This window comes from Pectinatus brassicae (genome assembly GCF_014201835.1).
GTDB classification, from domain to species: Bacteria; Bacillota; Negativicutes; order Selenomonadales; family Selenomonadaceae; genus Pectinatus; species Pectinatus brassicae.
The window spans coordinates 29,247-51,536 of the sequence record NZ_JACHFH010000019.1; the positions used below are offsets into that span (position 1 = coordinate 29,247).

The window sequence follows — 22,290 nt, forward strand, 5'->3', positions numbered from 1 at the left end:
TGTTCTATATTATAAATTACTCAACACTATAAAAGTGTTGAGTTTTTTTTATTCTGACGATTATTGGCAAACAAACCTACAGCACAACTAAAATTATATATTCTATCTTGGGATAAAATTAAAAAAAATCGGCTTTAGACCGCGCTAAATACCCCCTAAGCCGTAAAACAGCCTTTTTATGTAATTGACTGATTCTTGCTTCAGATAACTCCAAGGCTAAACCAATCTCTTTTAATGTTAATTCTTCAGAATAGTATAGTGAAATCACTAATTTTTCTTTTTCTGGCAGCTTATCAATAGCTTCGGACAATTTTTGCTGTACAAATTCACGATCAATTTTTTTATCTATACTATTATTTTGCCCACCTGCATATTCGATATTAATATAATCTTCTAATGATGTCAATGAAGCTGTGTTTATTTTTGCTTCAAGTTGATGCAATTCATCTATGGTCATGGACAACGCTTCAGCTAATTCCTGTTTTTTCGGTGTGCGCTGTAATTTTACTTCCAGCTCAGTATAAACATTTTCATAAATTTTAATTTTTTTTCGCAAAGATACCGATAACCAATCCTTAGAACGTAAATAATCCAATATTGCTCCACGTACACGATTTCTGGCATATGCTTCAAATTTAATCCCCAAATCAACGTCAAATCTGGTCACTGCATCCATTAAACCAAAAAAACCACTGCTCATTAATTCATCCCGCTCTATATGAGATGGTAAATTATAAGATATATGCCCAGCAATTTTATTAACGAGCGGCAAGTAGTTTTCGATTAATTGGTTACGTAATTCTATATTGTTAGTCTCTTTATATTCTTTCCATAAATCATCAATATCGGTGGCAGAAAGGGATTTATCCTTTTGCAATTTTCGTGCCTCCTTTTATTCACTGGCTAATATAACATTTGTTGCAATATTATATCGCCCTTAAATATTTTTAGCTATGACAGTGTTTGTTCTTGTGTAGTATCTTGTGTAGTATCTTCTGCAGCTTCTTCTATCTTAGTTTTATTGTTGCTATCATTATTATGATTATCAGCTTCAGCCTTTACTGCTGTTTCTTTTTTAACAAAACAATGTTTTGTTAAATACGGCATTGCTGCAACTGTGAAAATTAACAACAGTAAAAAGCTCCAACTCAATACCAACAAAAACACAAAGCACATTCTTTTGAAAATTATAAAATATGATAAATCCTTTATCGCACCAGCAGCCATAACACTGGCTGCCGATATGCATCCTAGTAATATGGATATAACAAATATCTGCAGCCAACCATTTTTAAAACCACGTATTATAATTGCCCTGACATCCATTATATCCATAAAAAATCACCTATCAAATTGTTTTTTCACCTTTGTTAATAGTTTTTATTTTATAAAGTCCATTTTCTAAATCAAGCTCAACAGTACGTCCATAAGTACCACCCAAATCTTCACTAACGATCCTTATAGAGTTTTTTTGCAGTGTTTCTTTGGCAAATTGGGCATTGCGATTGCCTATAGACATAATATCAGAGGTTCCAGCAAATTGAAACATTTGTGCTCCACCAGCTAGTTTAGCAACAAGTCTTGACTTTATTGCGCCTAATGCCAACACTTCTTTTAATAACAATGGTATGCCTGTATCAGCGAATTTAGCCAAATTTTCTGTTGCTCTAGCTTGTGTACTGTCAGGCAGCATGATGTGTACTAATCCGCCCACCTTACTTACTGAATCATATAAGGTTATTCCAATGCAGGAGCCAAGGCCATAACTGACAATCTTGTCAGGAGCCTTGCTAACCTTATAGTCAGCTATTCCAACTTTTAATAATTCAGCCATATTATTTCACTCCCACTGCGTTCAAAATTGTTTGGAGTGACCCCGAATCAGGAATCAAGAAAAAATGTCCATTTATGCCGTCATCTTCTGATAAAAACTGTGTTTCGATGACTAAAGCATGATCTCCCATCTGACCTAACTGCACTATTACGACATTTAAAATTGCACCGGCCATATCCACTGCCATAGCTGGAATTGATGGCAGTAATGTCAGCTTAGTATAATATGATAGTGAATTTAAATATGCACCCGCCAAAATATTACCAATTTCCATCAGTGCCGACTGATCCATCTCGTTTAATTCGCCATTATCTGCTTTTTGATCACCTAGTAAATGTTCCACTAGATAAAAAGCACTTTCTTTGGGCATTAAAAACAATACACTTCCCGGAGCCTTGCCATATACCCGCAAAAAAATTCCTACAACCATGGTATCCGGACCACCGACCAAATCAGGAACATCAGCCAACGGAACTACTGAAACACTGGGCACATCCATATCAATTTTTTTATTGATAAGCTGCGATAACGCTGTCGCAGAATTTCCCGCGCCAACATTGCCTATTTCCCGGATAGCATCAAGCTGCATGGCCGATAAATTCAACATATTCTCTGACACAAGCTCACCTCATTTTATTTCGCCATTTAACCCTAATATTTCAGAGAGATTTAATAAAATAACGAGTCTATTATTTAAATTACCAATACCACTAAGAAATTTATTCGATTCTGAATGTACATCACTTTCAGTGGAGGTGATCTGCTTGGCATTTGTTATATGAGTACTGTCTATAGCCAATACTTCTGTAACAGCATCAACTATCATGCCTACCGTAATATCTTCTAATTTAACGACGATAATTCTTGTGGCATCAGAATATTTAGCATCAGGTAATCCTATGCGTTTTTTCAAATCTATTACTGGAAGTACACTGCCGCGTAAATTCATAACACCTTTTATGAAATCAGGTGTAAATGGTACTCGTGTTATATCTGTTAATCTTTTTATTTCTTCTACATTTAGTATACTAATGCCATATTCTTCACGTTTTAATTTAAATGCAACTATTTGCACTTCATTCGCCGAAACTTCATGTTGTTCCATAGTAAATTCCTCCTAAAATTATTGCATTAAAATAGCAACATCCAAAATCAGTGCAATTTGTCCATTTCCTAATACAGTTGCGCCAGAAATAACCTTAATGCCCGATAACAGCTTACCTAATGTTTTAATAACAATTTCCTGCTGTCCAATGAGTTTATCGACCATAATGCCGCATTTTTTATCACCTACATGAACAATTACCACGTATAATTCTTCTGCATCTTCAGTTGCTTCTAAATTTAATGCCTTGTCCAAGCGAACAATAGGAATTATTTCACCACGAATAACTATTGTTTCCTTATTTTGAATTGTTTTTATGTCTTCCGGTGTAATATTGATTGTACTATCAATAGCCGCTAATGGAATAGCATAAATTTCTTCCTGTACATTTACCAATAACGCTTGGATTATCGCCAAAGTCAACGGCAATTTTATTTTAAATATACTGCCTTCATTTTCTTTTGTTTCAACATCAATTACGCCGCCCAATGCTTCTATCGTCGTACGCACAACATCCATTCCAACACCACGACCTGATACATCAGTAATAACATCTGAGGTAGAAAAGCCTGGCAGAAAGACCAATCTTACTGCTTCAGCATCAGTCATATTGTCAGCATCTTCTTGGGTTACAACACCTTTTTCAACAGCTTTACTGCGTACTTTTGCTGCATTTATGCCCGCACCGTCATCAGTAACCATTATAATTACATTATTGCCTTCATGGCGGGCAATAAGTCCAACTTGTCCCACCCTGGACTTGCCTTTAGCTTCACGATCATCTGGATGTTCGACACCATGATCCATAGAATTACGAATAAGATGTACCAATGGATCGCCAATTTCATCAATAACAGTTCTGTCAAGTTCGGTATCTTCACCTTCAATAGTCAAATTCACCTCTTTATTTAACTCTTTGGCCAAATCACGTACTACACGAGGAAATCTGTTAAATACCTGCCCTACTGGAACCATTCTGACTTTCATTACAATAGACTGTAAATCGCCAGTAACTCGGTCCATCTGTTCAACTGTTTCAACAAGTTCTGCGATACGATGCGTATTGCCAATTTGTTCTAAACGAGTTTTATTGATAACAAGTTCTCCAACTAAATTCATTAATGAATCCAGTTTTTCTATACCAACACGTACGGACTGACCACTTTTCATATTATCATGATGCTGAATAGCCTGTTTTTTCTTGTCAGGCGCTGCTGGTTTTTTGTCATCTTTTACTACTGCTGGTGCAGCTGCTTTAACTGGTGCTTTAACTGGTGCTTCAACTTCCAACACTTGAACCGTAACATTTTGAATTTCAGAAATCTCCATTAATATATTTTTTACTTGCTGTTCTTCTTCACCAGTTATTAAAACAATATCAAAAGAATATTCAAATTTTTCCTGTTCCAAATCTTCTGTCGAAGGAATTGTTTTGATAACATCACCAACTTCATCCAAGGCTGACATTACCATATATGAGCGAACTGCTTTTAATACACAGGTTTCAATTAATTCAACATTTATATGAAGTGCCCGTAAACCTGATTGTTTAGCCTTTTGTATTAAATCTATATCTATATCTGTTAACACAATATCTTGCTGAGAATTACTTTTTTCCGTAGATTTTTCAGTGATCGGCGCAGCTGGCTGTTTATTTACTACTGGTGCTGCCTTGGCTGGTGATGCTTCAGTAGAACCAGAAGCAATTTGATTTAATCTATCTACTAAATCCTTTACTTCCACTAAGTCCTCTGCTTCACCATTACTTACATTATCCACCATCTGCTGCAGCGCATCAATTGATTTGAACAAAACATCTACAATATCCTCGTTTGCTACCAATTTATCATTTCTGATTAAATCAAGGACATTTTCCATATCGTGTGTAAGTTCAGCAATTTTACTATACCCCATTGTTGCAGACATTCCCTTTAAAGTATGGGCACTGCGAAAAATTTCATTTATAGCATCTGAATCAGTGGGGTCTTGTTCAAGATCAAGGAGACGCTCATTGAGCGATTGCAAATGATCTCTTGATTCTTCCAAAAACATCTCCATATACTGATTATTATCCATTTTTATATTCCCCCAAAACTATATTAATTTCTTTTCACTGCATTAACTATTGCATTTGATATCTTGTCTATAGGCAATACCTCATCGGCTATGCCCAATTCAACCACAGCCTTAGGCATACCATAAACAACTGAGGTAGACTCATCTTCTGCGATTATATAGCCACGAACTTTTTTTATATGCTGCATTCCGCTGGCACCATCATTACCCATCCCAGTAAGTATCACTGACACTAAGTTTTTACCAAATGATACAACTGAATCAAATAAGGCATTTACCGACGGACGATGATTGCCGATTGGAGGATTCTGATTTAATGCTATAGTATTCCCACGGCTATCCTGATTTACAATCATATGATAATTTCCCGGAGCTATGTAAACCCAGCCCGGCTTTATCGGTTCACCGTTTTCTGCCTCCTTAACCCGTACCTGTGACAACTGGTCAAGTCTATCAGCCAAAGATTTAGTAAAGCCTGGCGGCATATGCTGTACAACCAGAACCCCACAAGGGATATCTGACGGTAATTTAGTTATTACTTGCTGCAAAGCTTTAGGCCCACCAGTTGATGTTCCTATAGCGATTAATTTACCAGAACTCATTGCTGGAAATATACTCCTTGTTGTTTGTGCTTTTACAATACTAGTTGTCCGCATGGCTGCCTTAAAATTAGCCTTAGCGGCAGCATAGCATTTATTTATTATTTCATTGCTTATTGTATCAATTCTTGAGATGCTACCACTAGTTTTATTAATAAAATCAACAGCTCCTAATTCCAGAGCCCTGATTGTTTCTTCTGCCCCTGCCTTTGTGAGACTGCTTATCATAACTACAGGTAATGGACAGTCTTTCATTATTACTTCCAGTGCTTTTAACCCATCCATAACGGGCATATTAATGTCTAGTGTCAATAAATCCGGTTTTAATCGTAAAACTTTATCAATAGTATCCTTACCATTGTTAGCAGTGCCAATTACTTCAAATTTGCCGCTTTGTATAAATAAATCCGACAAAATTTTTCTCATAAAACTAGAATCGTCTGCAATTAAAACACGTATCATAGCATTCCCTCCTTATTTGACTTTGACTCCTTTTGCGATTATTTCTCTTTGTTTTGTAAATAAATATTTCACTAGTTTATTTTGAGTTATTCTTGGCAAATTCACAAACTTACTGCCAATCACATAATAATTATCTTTCGCCAAAAAACACCGTTTTACCTCTATAAAAATAGAAATTCGTCCAATAGCTGCAATAGAAGATGTTTCTAAGATCAATTTACTGCCCAACGGTATTTCCTGCTGCGTTATAAATGACAAACCATTGCCGCTTAAATCAATACTTGTCGTCTTAAACGATTTGGCTCTGCTGCCATCTTCCAAGGTTGGCGTAATTTTTAATGGAATCTGCAATTTAACCCGAACAAATTCTCTGTTTTGACATTTTTCTACAGTATCAGAAATCTCCATAACCCATACGGGAATAGGAATATTAGCAATATTTTTATACGTTGCTGTAAACTCATATGCACTGCTGCTTTCAACAATCCGTCCGCGTATACGTTCTGCTCTTACTGGAATAATTGGACACAATCTATAGTCTATCGGTAATGCAATTGATATTTCATTTTCTTTTATATCTTCAATCCGGCTATTATATACTGCCTCTTTATCAATTTCATTATCGCCAATTTCTATTATTTCTATCCGTTGCCCGATTTTTATAACTTTTTTAGTTGCTATAATATCTAGTCTTCCCATAACTTAATCCTCCATAATTTACCTAGAGAAAATTAAACGCTGTAAGAAATAACGCCAGCCTCGCTTAACTTTCACACTTCCACCATTTAAAATTGATTCTGCTATTTTTGTTATGCATCTTGCAGCAGCAGTATCTGGATAGGATAGCAAAAGTGGTATTTGTTTTTTTATAGCATTAACCATATTGCGGTCATCATATATAAGTCCGAGTCTTATTAAATTTATATCCAAAAATTTTCTAGCAGTCGCAATTAATTTTGAACTTACTTCATATCCTTCGTTTTCATCATAAACCTTATTTACAATTAATTTTACACTGGTGGCTGCTGCATGCGCTTTATATGCCTTTATTACTGCATAAGCATCCGTTAACGACGTTGGTTCAGGTGTTGTCAGCAAGAATATTTCATCAGATGCTATTAAAAAATCAAGGACATTGCGTCCTATTCCCGCCCCTGTATCTATTAATATTATATCAGCAATATTTTCACAGTCATATAGCTTATTTAACAAGTATTCGCGTTGTGCTGGTGAAAGATCTGATAATTGTTCAAAACCCGACCCACCGGAAATATATTTTATGCCTTCGGGACCATCTAAAATGATTTCTGAAAGTGATATATCATCAGACAATAAATTCATCATCGTATATTTAGATGAGCAGCCTAGTATGACTTCTACATTTGCCAGTCCTAAATCAGCATCAATAACAAGTACTTTTTTGCCTAATTTCGCAAGGGCAATTGCAAGATTAACCGTAAAATTTGTCTTACCTACACCACCCTTACCACTTGTTACTGCAATAGTATGTGCTCCAAAGCGATTACTATTGCGGATGAGCGGTGTATCAATAATTTCTTTATTTAAAATTTTCTTGTGCTCGATTAATTCTCTTAATTTAGCGGCTTGATCATTCATATCAATTACCTCAACAAAAGCTCAGCTAAATTTTCTGCCTGTGCCGGAAAAATATCATCAGGGACACTTTGTCCATTGGTAAAATATGACAATATTATGGGATATTTTACCAATAAATTTAGTATCATTCCCACACTGGCAGTCTCATCTGTCTTAGTAAAAATCACCTTATCAGGTGCACACAAAGAAAATTTTCTTATTATATCTATTACGTCCTTATATTTCGTGGTAGCACTCAACACAAGATGTTTTTCAATACTATCATCAACTGCCAATAAATCATGCAGTTCCATCAGCTGATAATCATTATGCTGACTACGCCCAGCAGTATCAATCAATATCAATTGTTTATCTTTATGCTTAATTATTTTCTCTTTAAGTTCTGCTGGTGAATAAACAATCTCTAAAGGCAGCCCAATGATATCTGAGTATGTTTTTAATTGATCTACAGCAGATATTCTATATGTATCGGCTGTTATAAGTACCGCCTGCAGTCCCTGTTCTAAAACAAAGCGTGAGGCAATTTTGGCTAAAGTTGTAGTTTTTCCTACACCAGTAGCCCCAATAAGTGCTACTATTTTACTTTTTCCCTTAGCCATTTCTATTCCAGCATTACCCATATGGCTATTCAAATACTTAAGCAGCATTGATTGAGCCTGCGCAGAATCTTTGCTAATAAAGGCTTCTGCTGTATCGGCTAAAATATCATTGATTATCTCTTCATTTACTTCCTGTTCTATTAATGCATCCTTTAAGGAAATATCTTCATCGCCATTATCAGCTGATTTTCTGTGTAATGCCTTATCAAGCATGCTTTTCATCTGCAATAATTCCTGCTGAAGCTGCGCTATTTTTTCCTGCTGTTTATGCTCGTTTAAATTATCATCAGTGCTATTTACAGCTGCTCCCTGACCTTCAGTCACTTGGGTCGTGTCCATATTATATACTGGCATTTGTACCGCTGAAAATTCTTCCTGCTTTGGCCTACTGGCGTAATTTTGCAAAACCTGTTTTGGCAATACCGTTTGTACATTTTCCAAAACAGGGGACATTTTAGTAGTATTTTCCGCTGTTTGAGAAATTTTTTTATTACTTATTTTTACTTGCGGCAAAATAGGGGCTGCTGGACGATCTTCAATAGCCGCTGTTACTTCTACCACCTGTTTACCGCCATAACCAAAAATACCACCAGTAGTGTATTTCTTTGTGTGTAAAATGACCGCATCAGGGCCTAATTCCAATCTTACTTTGTCCATTGCTGCTTTAGCATCGCGTTCTTTAAATACTTTAATCTGCAATTATAGTTTCACCACCCCAAGGATCTGTATTTCCACGCTTGGTTCTATTTCTGCCTGTGATAAGACAATTACTCCTGATATAGAGCGTTCCAATAAGTTGCGGAAATAAAATCTTATAGCAGGCCCTGTCAAAATAATAGGCTGATAGCCCATATTTGTCAACTCTTGTAGTACTTTGTTCACTTCTACAATCATTTTTTTTGTAGTAGCTGGATCAAGATTGATATATGAACCACGTTCAGTACGCTGTATTGCCGCCGCTACCTTGTTTTCAATATCAGGTGATAACGAAATGCACGGCAATACATTATTTTGTATATATTGATTTGTGATTTGGCGGGATAATGCATGCCGCACATATTCCGTCAAAATATCAACATCTTTTGTTATTCTGGCATAATCTGACAAGACTTCCAAAATCGTAGCCATGTCACGGATAGAAACACGTTCATGCAGTAAATTAGCCAAAACTTTTTGTATTTCGCCCACTGCTAAAATATCAGGTATAAGTTCTTCCACCACAGATGGACTTGTTTTCTTAATATTGTCAATAAGATTTTGTGTTTCCTGTCGTCCAAGTATTTCATCAGCATGTTTCTTTATTTCCTCGGTCAAATGCGTTGCCAAAACCGAAACAGCATCAACTACAGTATAGCCATTAAGCTCAGCTTGTTCACGCTGTGTCTCGCTTACCCAAATGGCAGGCAATCCAAATGCCGGCTCAACTGTTTCTATCCCTTCTATTTCTTCTACGACAGCCCCAGCATTCATTGCTAAATAATGATCAAGTAATAATTCGCCTTTAGCAATTTCAATTCCTTTTAATTTTATAATATAGGCATTGGGCTTAATCTGAATGTTATCGCGTATTCTAATAGTAGGAACTACTAAACCTAGTTCCAAAGCGCATTGACGTCTAATCATGACAATACGTTCCAATAAATCGCCGCCTTGCCCCGTGTCAACAAGTGGAATAAGGCTATAGCCTATTTCCAATTCCATCGGATCAACCTGCAGCAAGGATATTACATTTTCCGGCTTCTTTATATCTTCCTTATCTTTTTCATGTTTTTTGACTTCGTCAGTAACCATAGCTGCTTCTTCTGATTTATGCAGACTATAACCAATAACAAGCGCAATTATTGCCAAAATGCTAAAGGGCACACCTGGCAGTCCCGGAACGATACCCAAGAAGAACAATACTGCTGAAGCAATAAAAAATATTCTTGGATTTCTGAATAACTGACTGGTTAAATCATGTCCTAAATTGGTATTCGATGCTGCCCTGGTTACAATAATACCTGTTGCTGTAGAAATCATCAGTGCTGGTATCTGATTTACAAGGCCTTCACCTACGGTAAGCAGTGTATATTGCTGTAATGATTGTGTAATGCTTAAATTACGCTGTGCCATTCCAATTATAAAACCACCAAATATGTTGATTATGATAATTATAATCGCAGCAATAGCATCCCCTTTAACAAACTTACTGGCACCATCCATCGCACCGTAAAAATCAGCCTCATGCTGAATTTTTTCACGGCGTTTTCTAGCCTCTGTATCATTAATTGCCCCTTGATTTAAATCGGCATCAATTGCCATCTGTTTACCGGGCATAGCATCTAACGTAAAACGAGCAGAAACTTCAGCTACACGTTCTGCCCCTTTCGTTATAACAACAAACTGTATAATTATCAAAATTACGAAAACAATAAAACCAACTATTGGATTACCCCCGACAACGAAATTACCAAATGCTGTTATAAGTTCTCCCGCATAGCCATCCAGTAAAATTAGTCGTGTTGACGACACATTAAGTGCCAAACGAAATAATGTAGTTATTAACAATAATGATGGGAATACAGAAAAATCCAATGGCTCTACATTGTAAATAGTTACCATAACAATAGTCAATGCCAAGGTGATATTAAGGCATAACAACAAATCCAATAAAAATGTAGGCAAAGGTATTATCATCATAATAACTATTGTAACAATAGCCAATGCGATACCAACATCACTATACTTATTTATAAAATTTCTTGCCGTAGAAGCTGAAGGCGTCGCCATAATTTTATACTACTCCTTAAAACTATTTTCTCAAATAGCTATTATTTATCATGCTAATTTTTTATGTTTTAAACGATAGACATAGGCTAGTACTTCAGCTACCGCTTTATACAGTTCCTGCGGAACAACATCGCCTATCTCAGTTGATAAATATAAAGCCCGTGCCAATGGTTTATTTTCCACTATAACCACTTTAGCTTCACGGGCTATTTCCTTTATTCGTTTAGCAACCAAATCCTGACCTTTAGCAACTATAACAGGTGCAGTCATCCCCTGTTCATATTTTAACGCAACAGCAAAATGAGTTGGATTAGTAACTATAACATCAGCATGCGGAACTTCCTGCATCATACGCTGCATCGACATCTGTTTTTGCTTTTGCTTTATTTTCCCCTTTATTTGCGGATCCCCTTCGCTTTGCTTAAATTCATCCTTAATATCCTGCTTGCTCATTTTTAAATCCTGTTTATGCTGCCATTTTTGGAACATAAAGTCAATCGTTCCTAATACCAATAAAACTGCACAAATTTCAAAGGCTAGGCGAAAGATAACATCTGTTATTGTCACCAATGCCATCTGTAAATCCATAAAGATAATTTTAGGCATCTGAATAACCTGATCAATAATATACAGATAAACAAAATACCCTACAATTAATATTTTTGCTAATGATTTAAATAATTCCATTAATGAACGCTTGGAGAAAATACGTCCCATCCCCGTAATAGGATTAAGTCTGTTTAAATTAAACGATAGTGGTTCCATTGTAAAGATAAAACCAACCTGATAATAGTTCAAAGCCAATCCCGCCAATAATACCGCAAACATAATCGGTAAAAGTGATTTTGCTAAGACAATTACTACGCTTAGTACCAACTGCCAAACAAATTCCACATCAATTGAAGTAGGAAAACTCGTAAACACCTTAGCCATAAAATGACTTATCTCATCATACATATAGCTTCCATATCCCCATAGAGAGAAAAAACCTATTAATATTACAATTGATGCCGACAAATCCTGACTTTTTGCAGTCTGCCCTTTTTGTTGGGCGTCACTCATTCTTTTGGCTGTTGGATCTTCTGTCTTTTCACCAGCAAACAATTGCAAGTCAAAAGAAATATCTGCAATATCAATATATGGCTTGCAGCATAACGGTAATATTTTTATATATTTCATTAAATGTCACATCCAAAAAAACTAAATAAAATGGCAGCATCATGCCAATAACAAATAATCCCAATACTATCTGCACCGGTATTCCCACAACAAAAATGTTCATCTGCGGCATTGTTCTTGCTAAAACACCCAATCCTACATTTGTCAATAATATAGCAAATAAAACTGGCAATGCCAATTTCAGACCTGTAACAAAAATATGTCCTGTCATATTGACTATAAGCATGACAATTCCGCCATCAAAATGGGCCGTAAGTGGTGCTATAGTTGAAAAGCTTTCTGCCAAAGCAGAAATTAATATATAATGCCCATTTGTAATTAGAAATACAAGAATACATATATTGTACAAAAAACTTCCCATCAGCGGTGAAGTCTGTCTTAAAGTTGGGTCCATAACATTTACCATAGCAAAACCGATCTGCATATCAATCAGCTGTCCACCAAGATTAATCGCCGACAAAATTACAAAAGCCGTAAAACCTATCAACCAGCCTACCAATATTTCAATTAAAATCGCCATGGTATATGCTGGCAAAGTATTAGGCAAAACTAATGTTCCCTGGGCATCAACGACAGGAAACAGAACAATTGTTAAAAAAAACACGGCACTTGCCTTTATCTGCATTGGTATTGTTTCACTAGCAAAAAATGGTGCTACTAAAAAAACACCACTTGTTCGCGCCAAAATTAAAAGAAAAACCCCTATATGACTTTGCAATATATTAAATAAATCCAAGATGCAAAACTGCTATATTCATATATTATGAATATCTGGCTTTTCCTTTCCTAAAATAAATACTAACCAATATAATTAGGTAAATTAATGAAAATCCGTGCCATATAGTCAACCATCATCGTAAGCATCCATGGCCCAAAAATAAGTATGGCTACAAACACGGCAATTATTTTAGGAATAAAGGCCAAAGTCTGTTCTTGAATAGAGGTTGTTGCCTGAAAAACACTTACTAACAGACCAACTGCCAATCCCAGCCCCAGCATCGGTGCTGATATCATCAACACCATAAGCAGGGCGTTTTGTCCTAAATTAATTACTGTATCACCGGACATATTATTCCTCCTATTTAAAACTATGGATAAGAGAACTTATCAGTAAATGCCAGCCATCCACCATTACAAATAAGAGTATCTTAAATGGCAATGAAATCATCGTTGGTGGCAGCATCATCATCCCCATTGACATCAACGTACTGGCTACAACCATATCAATAACAATAAATGGTATATAAATCATAAACCCTATCTGAAATGCTGTTTTTAATTCACTAATTATAAAAGCTGGTATTAATGTGAAAATTGATACATCATCTTGGGTTTGTGGTCGTTTAGCCTGTGATAAATTCACAAATAACGCAATATCTGACTCTCTGGTTTGCTTGAACATAAATTCCCGCATTGGTTCAGCTACTTTGTTTAACGCTTCTGTTTGTGATATTTGCCCGGCTAAATAAGGCTGTAGCCCATTTTGATTAGCTTGCGACCAATATGGCGACATAATATAAAATGTCAAAAACATTGCTAGACCAATAATAACCTGCGTTGGTGGTGCATTTTGCAAAGAAAGCGCCTGTTTTAAAAATGATAAAACAACTACGATGCGCACAAATGCTGTTGTCATTATTAATATGGCTGGTGCCAAGGACAAAATTGTCAGCATTGCCATTATCTGCAATGTATTTGCTACATCCTGGGGATTATTAGAATTACCAACACCAATGTTAATATTAGCTGATGGTATTGGAGCCGCTAAGGCATGCATTGGTATAAAACAAAAAACACTTAATAATATTAAAATTTTAAGGTATTCTTTCAAAGCATGAAAACCTTTCCTCACTTATGATATTTATTTTTAAAAAGTCCAGGCAATCGCTTGGAGATTTTATCCAAAGAATTAAATTGCTGCCCAAAAACGCCGAAAATATCTGTTTCCAGCATTTTGCTGCTGTTTTTGCGCAAATTTTCGATTTCTTCAATATCTGTAATTTCTTTCAATAATGAAATATTATTATCAGTAACCCCTAATATTAAAACATGGCTGGCAATTTCCACAATACAAACAGCACGATTAGGGCCAAGAGAAAAATGCGATAATAACGCCGCATTTTCTGATTTTAATGACGTTTTTGCCAAGCGACCGCCTAAATAATGTGAAACATAATAGGCTAAGCCCACTACAAATAAGAAAATAACCAGCAACGTCAATAAATAGCCAAATGTAGCTAACCACGAGGTACCTGTTGGATGTGGATTAGGTGTATTTTGATATTGAGATAAATAGCCGCCAGATGAAGAATCACCGGCGGCTAGTACCGTAACTACAGGCATGAAACAAAAAACTATAAAAACAGCCGCAGAAAAGAAAACATATTTATTGTTTTTCATTATCCTACAACTTTACGAACAGCCTCTAATACACGTTCTGGCTGAAAAGGCTTTACAATGAAGTCACGCGCTCCGGCCTGAATAGCCTCAATAACCATAGCTTGCTGTCCCATTGCACTGCACATAATAATTTTAGCATCGGGGTTTGTTTTCTTTATTTCTTTAACTGCCGTTATTCCATCCATTTCCGGCATCGTTATGTCCATTGTAACCAAGTCTGGCTTTAATTCTTGATATTTAGCTAATGCTACAGCGCCATTTTCAGCTTCCCCTACGATTTCATATCCATTTTTCGATAAAATATCCTTCACCATCATACGCATAAATGCCGCATCATCTACTACCAAAACTTTTGTTGCCATAATATTTTCTCCTCCACAATATATTATTAAATATAATTTTTTTCTATAAATTTATTGTAATTTCTTGGCTCGTTCGGCCTGACTTGCTATATCAGTAATACGAACACCAAAATTTTCATCAATTACAACGACTTCGCCTTTGGCTAGCAATCGGCCATTAACTAATATATCCACAGGTTCACCTGCCAATTTATCAAGTTCTATAACTGAACCACTAGATAAATCCAATATTTCCTTTATGCTTTTTTTCGTGGAACCAAGTTCCACAGTGACATTTAATGGAACATCTAATATTAGATTAATATTAGCATTATTAACTTCAACAGGTCCCACTGACAGTGGTGTAAATTGTGCCGGCTGTACTGGCACATTAGATACGATTGCCTGCGAATTTACTGACGGTGACTGCATCGGTACCGCCTGCGGCTGCTGCATGGAAGGCGCTGACTGTGCAGCTGGCATTTGCTGCTGCATTGGTTGGGCAGCTGGTTCCGGTGCCGAAGGTGCTGGCTGTGATTCAGCTGGCATCGACACTTTTTCTACTGCCGCTGCTGTTGCTGTAGTCAAGCTTTCTACCAATTCCCGTGATACCGTGAGCGGTAGAATCTGCATTATTTCACTATCAATAATGCCCTCAACTTCCATTTTAAAGGAAATTTTTATAATTGGTTCATTATTTCCCCATAAATCAGTTATTATATCAGCAGTAGCCATATCTACTACTTGAATTTGTGGTGGAGAAATATCAATTTTTTTGTTAAATATTTGTGATAATGAAGTAGACACCGAACCCATCATTTGGTTCATTGCTTCACTTACAGCGCTTTTACGTATTTCATCAAGCTCGCTGTTCTCAATATTAGTACCATCGCCACCCATCATCAAATCAGCAATTATTGCTGCATCAGCTGCTTGAATGGCAAGTACATTATTACCATCAATGCCCGCTGTATAGCCAACACCAACGATAAGATATGGCATTGGATAATGGGTTTTTATATCCGCCATGGTCTCCAGACTAACATTAGGGGTAGTTATTGATACCTTATGGCCTAAAAGCAATGATAGTGTCGTTGCGGCACTTCCCATTGATATATTGCCAATTTCCCCCAGTGTATCTTTTTCTATATCTGTAAGAACAACATCGCTGCTTTGAGCAGCTGTTGCTGAAGTTTCTGCCGGTTCTGCTACATCTACTGCGGTTTCCTCTTCTGTAGTTGGAGTACTAGCTTCTGATGCATTAGAATCAATACCCTTGGTTAAAGCATCGATTTCTTCCTGCGAAAGCATTCCATCAGCCATCCATTTGTTCCTCCTCTTCATTTTCTATTACTTTTGTTATCTGTACTGCTGCTTTTTTCCCTAAAGTGCCAGGACGACAATAAAACTTCGGTCTTTCTCCAACTATAACAGTAAGATCATCCTCTACTTTACTATCTAAACGCAAAATATCACCCAATCCCAAACTTAAAAACTCATTAACAGTTATGCTAACCCGCCCAAGCTCGACATTGACTGGCAATTTTGCTCTGCGTAATTTTTTCTTTAAAATATCCAATTCTTCTGGATGTTCTTTACGACTAGATAAAGCCGAAACCCAAAAAGTTGTAGTCAATTTAGGTACGATTGGTTCAATTACTATATATGGAATACATATATTTATTAAACCTTCAACATTACCAATTTTTACTTGGAGAGTGATAATAACTACCATGTCTCCCGAAGAAACTATCTGGGTAAACTGTGGATTTGCTTCCATACTCTCAATACGCGGATCAAATTCCACCACATCATGCCAGGCATCACTAAAATGTTCCATAATCTTATTAGTCATGCGTTTTATAACAGTTTCCTCAATATCAGTTAATGTTCTGGATTTCATCTTGCCCTCGTCACCAAGGCCGCCAAATAAACGGTCAATAATAGCAAAAACAATATTTGTATCCATTTCAAAAATTATATTACCCTGTAATGAAGATAGAGATAATACGCTGATAACACTTGGATTCGGCAATGACCTGATAAATTCTTCATATGTCAACTGGTCAACAGATGCAACTTCGACTTTTGCCAAAACGCGCAAATTAGTCGATAAATAAGTATTTAACAGGCGGGCAAAGTTTTCATGAATCATGAATAATGTTCGTATCTGATCCTTGGAAAACTTATCTGGTCGTTTAAAATCATATAGCTTTACTTTCTTTTGTTCTTCAGCTTTTACTTCGTCAGCAGAAACTACGCCCGTTGATATTGCCGATAGTAATTTATCAATTTCTGCCTGAGATAAGACATCTTCTGGCAATCTCCATCCTCCTTTCACTCATTTATTTTATTATAGCAAGAAAATTTGTATTTGGTCAAAATTAACTGTATAGAAAAAAATTATTGCAAAACAAAACTTGTTATATATACGTCGTATACAGCACCATCACCAATAGCGGCATTTATTGCTTTTTTTAATTGATCTTTGAGCTTAGGCTGGTTGACTGCCTCAAACTGTTCTAAGGTCTGTGACCGCAATGTTGTCATTACAGCATCTAAAATTTTAGATTGTGCCTCTTCTGTAATTTTTTTGTCCTTAAAATTAATCTCATCAGCCGGATTCATTTCCAGCACAATGCCTATTTTTAAGAATCTGCCTGATTTAACACCGCCAACATTTACCACAATACTGCTATCTTTCGTATCGCCAATTTTTACGAATATCCCCGGTGCCCTTTTCACCGGAGCACTAACATGTGATGTACTGACAATTTTTGTCGTAACGAAATATGATATACCGCCTGCTAACGCTAAGCCGATTATTATCATCAGCAGAATTAACACAAACGACTTTTTCTTTTTGCCTTCAGGATTCTTCTCATCTACCTTAACTTCCTCTTCTGCCATTTTACCCACACCTTCCTTGATTGCAGCTATTTATATAAAGCCAGTATTTAATAATACTGCATTATTTTCAAAATTAATATTTATGAAGTGCCCGACGATAAGCCATGACACGACGTACTACTTCATCCATTTTTTCATCAACAATAAGTTTTTTTCCATTAAGTAAGGTAACAACTGTATCAGGTGTTTGTTCTATAGTTTCTATTATTTCCGCATTGAGGACAAATTCCCCTTTTTTATTTGACTCTGAATTAAATTTTGTTAATTTTATCATTGTTTTTCTCCATTATAAAAAATTATTATATTTTTATATCTTATAAGAACAAAAGGCTGGGGGTGAAAATCCACCCCGCCTTATAATCAGTAAAAATTAACGTTTCATATTAACAAGCGTTTCAAGCATTTCATCTGACACGGTAATTATCTTGGAATTAGCCTGGAAACCACGCTGAGTTGTAATCATTTCACTAAACTCACGTGCTGTATTAACATTGGACATTTCCAGTGCTCCTGGTGTAAGACTAATACCATTTGCTTCAGCAGTTCCTATCTGCGGATCACCAGAGTTATTGGATACAGCATAAAGACTGCCACCCTGCTTTTCAAGACCACCCGGATTATTAAAATTAGCTAACGCGATCTGACCAGCCGATTGTTTTTGCCCATTAGTATATGTCATTGTAATTATACCATCTGATCCTATCGTCATATCTTTATAAAAACCTGCTGCATAACCATCTTTACTTGTAGTAGCTGTTGTCTCTCCACTAAACTGATTAAGTGATCCCAAATTCACCCCTACTGTTTCATTTTGATTCGCGCCATTTTCATATGGTACTGATATATTTATATTAAAAGTTTGTCCATCAGTAAGTTTTCCCGTTGTACCATTAAATGTTAAAGTTTGTTCAGCAGAACCAACTTGCACACCATCATACGTACCACTTTGTACTTTTGCTCGCCATGTATCTGCACCAGTTTTTTGTAAATAAATCGGAATTGAATGAGCACCACCTAAACTATCATAAATAGTTGATGTAGTTGTGTATGTTGGATATGAATTCGTACCAGTAGCATAAGTCTGGTCTGGGAATCCCGTCTGAACTGTACCATCGTCCATTGTTAATGTTATCCCTGTAACAGCTTTATTATTATACGTGTTATTAAGGCTTGCCGAAGCTGTTATATTATCTGCTGCTACTGCATTAACAACTGCATCTGCTCCCAAATTAGCCGTAATCGCTGTTGAAAAATCAGAACTGTCTACACTTGAACCATCATCATATGTTAATATTGCTGTGGTTGGTGTAGTTGCTGTATTGTCTAAAGTAATTGAACCTGTTTGTGTTGCTGCAACAGTAGCACTTACCGTCAAATTATCTCCTATAGCATATGCACCAGCCGGCGCATTAGTAACAGTATATGTTGTAGATGTCCCATTATGATCTGTCGTAATATCTAAACCACCAGTAGCATTATTAACAATACCTGTAATCGTTCCTAGTCCAATATTAGTAGAACCACCTACCTTATACGTTCCTGTCATAACAGATTGTGTTGCTGACGGTAACGTTACTGTTCCTCCTTTTACAGCTTTTGCTGTGGTTTCAAAATCTAATTGTGGCAAATTCGCTGAATCTACATTTGTAATAGTAATTGAATCCAACGTTTTTGTATTATCAATCACTGATCCAACATATGGATCAGCAATCGTCGTACCACTTGCAGGCTGAATATTATAAGTTCTTCCTGATGCACCTGTCAACGTATATGATGCTACATCACTAGGAGAATATGAACCACTTACATTTTCTGAAGTACCATCAGCATAATTAACTCTTATACCAGTGATAGGCTTCGCAGTATCATCAGCTGATAAATTACCGCTAAAAGTAATTGTTGATGTAGCTCTTGGCGGCATGGCTGAATTCATATCTATTTTTAAATCTTCAGTTCCACCAGTCGTATTTAGAACACCATCACTAGCATTCCAACCTTGTACTTTATAACCACTACCGTTCATTGTCAAATTACCATTAGCATCCATAGTAAAATTACCATTACGAGTATAATATGTTTCATTACCTGATTTAACTATAAATAATCCATTATTACTAGCAATAGCAAGATCTGTATTATTTCCAGTAGAACTAGGACTGCCCGCTGTAAAATCAGTATCAATCGATGATACTGCCATACCAAGACCCACCTGTTGCGGATTGGTGCCACCAAGATTATCTGTGCTAGCCGTAGAACCTGATATAGTCTGACTTAAAGTGTCAGCAAATGTAGCTCGATTTGATTTAAAACCTGTTGTATTAATATTTGCGATATTATTACCTATTACATCCATTTTGGTTTGGTGATTAGTCAGACCAGAAATAGCTGTATATAACGCTCTCATCATAATACGTCAAACTCCCTTCATTTGTGCAGCTTGACTGCCTCTATCGATCAGCAGCCTCAGCCCCCTTAAAGGTCCAGCCTATAATATAGCTGCACTATCAATATTAGTAAATATATTGTCTTTTAAATTTATGCCATCCATGGCAGTAATCACCGTTCTGTTTTTTACACTTACAACAAATGCCGTTCCCTGCATATAAACAAGAGCTTCACGTGAGCCCTTTTGCGCCATTTTATCTACAGTAGAATTCAATTTATTAATATCTTCTTTTGTAAGATTAATCTGGCGGTTTTCCAAACGTTCCAATGCATGTCGTGAGAATTTGACATCATTTGTCGTTTCCTGCAACACATCAGCAAAAGTTTGCTTTGAGCTCTTACTCGTTGTATTTAACAGACTTGTAGTATTTTGATTACTTCCCAGCATAAAAGGCTGTAAATATAAGTTATTATTTATTTTCATGTATATTTACCTCCAAGCCGTAATTTCATATTTATTTATTTTCTAAGCCGGTTTTACCAATAAGCGTTAATTCACCTACGGCAACGGTAGTAACCCCTTCGCCCTCTTTAACTACCAAGGACGGCGTACCATCGGTTATAGTAACTCCCTGAGCTGTACCTGTATGCTGTACTGTCTGAGTAGTTGTATTGCCATCATCATCCTTAACACTGCTGCTTGTTGTCCAAGTAACATCCTGCCCAATCATCGAGCTTAATTGACCAACAAGAACCGATGTATTGAGATTGTCTACTATTGATGACATATCAGCCATTTTAGTAGCCATATTCGATATCTGCTCTGTAGCTGTCAGCTGTGAAAGCTGCGACACATATTGTGTTCCATCCAATGGATTAAGTGGATCCTGATTTTGCATCTGTGCGACCAAAAGCTGCATAAAGGTATTAGTATCCGCTAACGAATTCATAGACGATGTTCCTGTTGCTGTCGGAGCTGCAGTTGTCGGTGTAGTCGCTGAAGTAACATTTGTAGCCATAATATTTCACTCCTTATAATTATATTCTATAATCTATTCCGTCATCAGCATTATTTTGCTGACTTGCAATATTATCCACTATACCTGATTCTTCCATTTGTCCCGTAGCATCCATTAGCTGTTGAATACGGTACTGAGACTTTTTCTGATCACCAGTAAATTCCGAGCCATTGTTATTTTGCCCATTTGACAATAAATCACTCAGCCCACTGTAGACATTAATATTATCAACCTTTATGCCCTGATCCTGCAAATCCTGCCGTAGTTGGACAATCGAAGCCTGAATGACATTTCGTACCTGGGCATTATCGCTATGGAAAGAAGCGCTGACCATGCCATCTGAATGGACATTTATCTTAACGGCCAATTCTCCTAAATGTTCCGGCTGCAAATTTATTACCATCTGCGAGTTTTCATTGCCTTTTAACAGCTGCGCATTTCTTATGATTTGTCCGCCGATATCATAGGCATTTTGACTTTGCTGCGGCTGTGCATTAGATTGTACACCATTTGTCAATACTTGTGCGGCATTATCTGCCTTTGTAAGCTGCGCTGCAAAAGATGCACTATTTTCAGCATTGCCATCGTTTGATTGATTGGCAGTCTCCTGCTGGGCGGCTGACTCATTCATCTGTTTTAAAACAGCATCATCCACGTTTTTTATACTCAATATTGTTGCATTAGAGCTTTTATCGAAGGCAGTTGTATTGGTAGAATTGATTGTATTAGCAATCTTCCCCTTTTCTGCATCGCTCTGGGCAATCTTGGGAGCAGTGGATTTAGTTTCTGCCGTCTGTCCGGCAAATTCTTGCAGCAATTGTGCCAGCTGTCCCTGAGTTGTTTTATTTTGACTGGCAACAGTATCCTGCATATTAACATTAGCTGTTAAATTACTAGTCTTAGCTGTTAAATTACTAGTCTTAGCTGTTAAATTACTAGTCTTAGCTGTTAAATTACTAGTCTTAGCTGTTAAATTACTAGTCTTAGCTGTTAAA

At 36.6% G+C, this 22,290-nt stretch carries 25 protein-coding genes; all 25 read right to left on the reverse strand.

Annotation, left to right across the window (positions count from 1 at the left end):
• Nucleotides 1-118: 118 nt before the first annotated feature.
• Nucleotides 119-877 (reverse strand): FliA/WhiG family RNA polymerase sigma factor, encoded by a 759-nt coding sequence (locus HNR32_RS08325; RefSeq protein ID WP_183861580.1) that lies wholly within the window; start codon nt 875-877, stop codon nt 119-121.
• A gap of 74 nt (nt 878-951) precedes the next feature.
• On the reverse strand, nt 952-1,335 hold the full coding sequence (locus tag HNR32_RS08330; RefSeq protein WP_183861582.1) for a hypothetical protein: 384 nt from the start codon (nt 1,333-1,335) through the stop codon (nt 952-954).
• A 13-nt stretch (nt 1,336-1,348) separates the two neighbouring features.
• The gene (locus HNR32_RS08335) at nt 1,349-1,834 is read right to left on the reverse strand and encodes a chemotaxis protein CheD (RefSeq protein ID WP_183861584.1); all 486 of its coding nucleotides are present in this window, start codon (nt 1,832-1,834) and stop codon (nt 1,349-1,351) included.
• 1 nt (nt 1,835) lies between these two features.
• The gene (locus HNR32_RS08340) at nt 1,836-2,441 is read right to left on the reverse strand and encodes a chemotaxis protein CheC (protein ID WP_221300592.1); all 606 of its coding nucleotides are present in this window, start codon (nt 2,439-2,441) and stop codon (nt 1,836-1,838) included.
• A 21-nt stretch (nt 2,442-2,462) separates the two neighbouring features.
• Nucleotides 2,463-2,939 (reverse strand): chemotaxis protein CheW, encoded by a 477-nt coding sequence (locus tag HNR32_RS08345; protein WP_183861588.1) that lies wholly within the window; start codon nt 2,937-2,939, stop codon nt 2,463-2,465.
• 18 nt (nt 2,940-2,957) lie between these two features.
• Nucleotides 2,958-5,015 carry a chemotaxis protein CheA gene (locus HNR32_RS08350; protein ID WP_183861591.1) on the reverse strand — a complete coding sequence of 686 codons (2,058 nt, stop codon included), beginning with the start codon at nt 5,013-5,015 and terminating at the stop codon, nt 2,958-2,960.
• Between the two features lie 23 nt (nt 5,016-5,038).
• Nucleotides 5,039-6,076, reverse strand: coding sequence for a protein-glutamate methylesterase/protein-glutamine glutaminase (locus HNR32_RS08355; RefSeq protein WP_183861593.1), 1,038 nt, complete (start codon nt 6,074-6,076; stop codon nt 5,039-5,041).
• Nucleotides 6,077-6,088: 12 nt separating this feature from the next.
• A complete protein-coding gene (locus HNR32_RS08360) occupies nt 6,089-6,775 on the reverse strand; it encodes a flagellar brake protein (RefSeq protein WP_183861595.1) in 687 nt (228 codons plus the stop codon).
• Between the two features lie 18 nt (nt 6,776-6,793).
• The gene (locus HNR32_RS08365) at nt 6,794-7,693 is read right to left on the reverse strand and encodes a MinD/ParA family protein (RefSeq protein ID WP_183861597.1); all 900 of its coding nucleotides are present in this window, start codon (nt 7,691-7,693) and stop codon (nt 6,794-6,796) included.
• 5 nt (nt 7,694-7,698) lie between these two features.
• The gene (flhF, locus tag HNR32_RS08370; RefSeq protein WP_183861599.1) at nt 7,699-8,991 is read right to left on the reverse strand and encodes a flagellar biosynthesis GTPase FlhF; all 1,293 of its coding nucleotides are present in this window, start codon (nt 8,989-8,991) and stop codon (nt 7,699-7,701) included.
• A complete protein-coding gene (gene flhA / locus HNR32_RS08375) occupies nt 8,992-11,061 on the reverse strand; it encodes a flagellar biosynthesis protein FlhA (RefSeq protein WP_183861601.1) in 2,070 nt (689 codons plus the stop codon).
• Nucleotides 11,062-11,109: 48 nt separating this feature from the next.
• On the reverse strand, nt 11,110-12,240 hold the full coding sequence (flhB, locus tag HNR32_RS08380) for a flagellar biosynthesis protein FlhB (protein ID WP_183861603.1): 1,131 nt from the start codon (nt 12,238-12,240) through the stop codon (nt 11,110-11,112).
• Nucleotides 12,194-12,925, reverse strand: a complete 732-nt coding sequence (fliR, locus tag HNR32_RS08385) for a flagellar biosynthetic protein FliR (RefSeq protein ID WP_260162659.1) — start codon at nt 12,923-12,925, stop codon at nt 12,194-12,196. The genes flhB and fliR overlap by 47 nt, the downstream gene beginning before the upstream one ends.
• 113 nt (nt 12,926-13,038) lie before the next feature.
• Nucleotides 13,039-13,308: a flagellar biosynthesis protein FliQ gene (fliQ, locus tag HNR32_RS08390; protein WP_183861607.1), complete on the reverse strand. Its 270-nt coding sequence runs from the start codon at nt 13,306-13,308 to the stop codon at nt 13,039-13,041.
• A 10-nt stretch (nt 13,309-13,318) separates the two neighbouring features.
• A complete protein-coding gene (fliP, locus tag HNR32_RS08395; protein WP_183861658.1) occupies nt 13,319-14,017 on the reverse strand; it encodes a flagellar type III secretion system pore protein FliP in 699 nt (232 codons plus the stop codon).
• 71 nt (nt 14,018-14,088) lie between these two features.
• Nucleotides 14,089-14,640, reverse strand: coding sequence for a FliO/MopB family protein (locus HNR32_RS08400; RefSeq protein WP_183861609.1), 552 nt, complete (start codon nt 14,638-14,640; stop codon nt 14,089-14,091).
• Entirely contained in the window at nt 14,640-15,002 is a 363-nt protein-coding gene (locus HNR32_RS08405; RefSeq protein ID WP_183861611.1) for a response regulator, read from the reverse strand. The genes HNR32_RS08400 and HNR32_RS08405 overlap by 1 nt, the downstream gene beginning before the upstream one ends.
• Before the next feature lie 51 nt (nt 15,003-15,053).
• Entirely contained in the window at nt 15,054-16,304 is a 1,251-nt protein-coding gene (gene fliY, locus HNR32_RS08410; RefSeq protein WP_183861613.1) for a flagellar motor switch phosphatase FliY, read from the reverse strand.
• Nucleotides 16,297-17,304, reverse strand: coding sequence for a flagellar motor switch protein FliM (gene fliM, locus HNR32_RS08415; protein ID WP_183861615.1), 1,008 nt, complete (start codon nt 17,302-17,304; stop codon nt 16,297-16,299). Before fliM ends, fliY begins: the two co-directional genes overlap by 8 nt.
• 80 nt (nt 17,305-17,384) lie before the next feature.
• Nucleotides 17,385-17,891: a flagellar basal body-associated FliL family protein gene (locus HNR32_RS08420; RefSeq protein WP_183861617.1), complete on the reverse strand. Its 507-nt coding sequence runs from the start codon at nt 17,889-17,891 to the stop codon at nt 17,385-17,387.
• Nucleotides 17,892-17,964: 73 nt separating this feature from the next.
• The gene (locus tag HNR32_RS08425; RefSeq protein WP_183861619.1) at nt 17,965-18,165 is read right to left on the reverse strand and encodes a flagellar FlbD family protein; all 201 of its coding nucleotides are present in this window, start codon (nt 18,163-18,165) and stop codon (nt 17,965-17,967) included.
• A 96-nt stretch (nt 18,166-18,261) separates the two neighbouring features.
• Nucleotides 18,262-20,298 carry a flagellar hook-basal body complex protein gene (locus HNR32_RS08430; RefSeq protein WP_183861621.1) on the reverse strand — a complete coding sequence of 679 codons (2,037 nt, stop codon included), beginning with the start codon at nt 20,296-20,298 and terminating at the stop codon, nt 18,262-18,264.
• Nucleotides 20,299-20,376: 78 nt separating this feature from the next.
• Nucleotides 20,377-20,760, reverse strand: coding sequence for a TIGR02530 family flagellar biosynthesis protein (locus tag HNR32_RS08435; RefSeq protein ID WP_231038070.1), 384 nt, complete (start codon nt 20,758-20,760; stop codon nt 20,377-20,379).
• A gap of 31 nt (nt 20,761-20,791) precedes the next feature.
• Nucleotides 20,792-21,295, reverse strand: a complete 504-nt coding sequence (locus HNR32_RS08440) for a flagellar hook assembly protein FlgD (protein ID WP_183861623.1) — start codon at nt 21,293-21,295, stop codon at nt 20,792-20,794.
• Nucleotides 21,296-21,314: 19 nt separating this feature from the next.
• Nucleotides 21,315-22,290, reverse strand: a 976-nt coding sequence (locus tag HNR32_RS08445; protein ID WP_183861625.1) for a flagellar hook-length control protein FliK, incomplete at its 5' end; no start/stop codon positions are given.

Coding starts and splice junctions, on each gene's coding strand:
- HNR32_RS08330 (WP_183861582.1), bottom strand. CDS start 1,335: ATGGATATAATGGATGTCAGGGCAATTATAATACGTGGTTTTAAAAAT.
- HNR32_RS08335 (WP_183861584.1), bottom strand. CDS start 1,834: ATGGCTGAATTATTAAAAGTTGGAATAGCTGACTATAAGGTTAGCAAG.
- HNR32_RS08340 (WP_221300592.1), bottom strand. CDS start 2,441: ATGTTGAATTTATCGGCCATGCAGCTTGATGCTATCCGGGAAATAGGC.
- HNR32_RS08345 (WP_183861588.1), bottom strand. CDS start 2,939: ATGGAACAACATGAAGTTTCGGCGAATGAAGTGCAAATAGTTGCATTT.
- HNR32_RS08350 (WP_183861591.1), bottom strand. CDS start 5,015: ATGGATAATAATCAGTATATGGAGATGTTTTTGGAAGAATCAAGAGAT.
- HNR32_RS08355 (WP_183861593.1), bottom strand. CDS start 6,076: ATGATACGTGTTTTAATTGCAGACGATTCTAGTTTTATGAGAAAAATT.
- HNR32_RS08360 (WP_183861595.1), bottom strand. CDS start 6,775: ATGGGAAGACTAGATATTATAGCAACTAAAAAAGTTATAAAAATCGGG.
- HNR32_RS08365 (WP_183861597.1), bottom strand. CDS start 7,693: ATGAATGATCAAGCCGCTAAATTAAGAGAATTAATCGAGCACAAGAAA.
- flhA (WP_183861601.1), bottom strand. CDS start 11,061: ATGGCGACGCCTTCAGCTTCTACGGCAAGAAATTTTATAAATAAGTAT.
- flhB (WP_183861603.1), bottom strand. CDS start 12,240: ATGAAATATATAAAAATATTACCGTTATGCTGCAAGCCATATATTGAT.
- fliQ (WP_183861607.1), bottom strand. CDS start 13,308: ATGTCCGGTGATACAGTAATTAATTTAGGACAAAACGCCCTGCTTATG.
- fliP (WP_183861658.1), bottom strand. CDS start 14,017: ATGCATGCCTTAGCGGCTCCAATACCATCAGCTAATATTAACATTGGT.
- HNR32_RS08400 (WP_183861609.1), bottom strand. CDS start 14,640: ATGAAAAACAATAAATATGTTTTCTTTTCTGCGGCTGTTTTTATAGTT.
- HNR32_RS08405 (WP_183861611.1), bottom strand. CDS start 15,002: ATGGCAACAAAAGTTTTGGTAGTAGATGATGCGGCATTTATGCGTATG.
- fliY (WP_183861613.1), bottom strand. CDS start 16,304: ATGGCTGATGGAATGCTTTCGCAGGAAGAAATCGATGCTTTAACCAAG.
- HNR32_RS08420 (WP_183861617.1), bottom strand. CDS start 17,891: ATGGCAGAAGAGGAAGTTAAGGTAGATGAGAAGAATCCTGAAGGCAAA.
- HNR32_RS08425 (WP_183861619.1), bottom strand. CDS start 18,165: ATGATAAAATTAACAAAATTTAATTCAGAGTCAAATAAAAAAGGGGAA.
- HNR32_RS08430 (WP_183861621.1), bottom strand. CDS start 20,298: ATGATGAGAGCGTTATATACAGCTATTTCTGGTCTGACTAATCACCAA.
- HNR32_RS08435 (WP_231038070.1), bottom strand. CDS start 20,760: ATGAAAATAAATAATAACTTATATTTACAGCCTTTTATGCTGGGAAGT.
- HNR32_RS08440 (WP_183861623.1), bottom strand. CDS start 21,295: ATGGCTACAAATGTTACTTCAGCGACTACACCGACAACTGCAGCTCCG.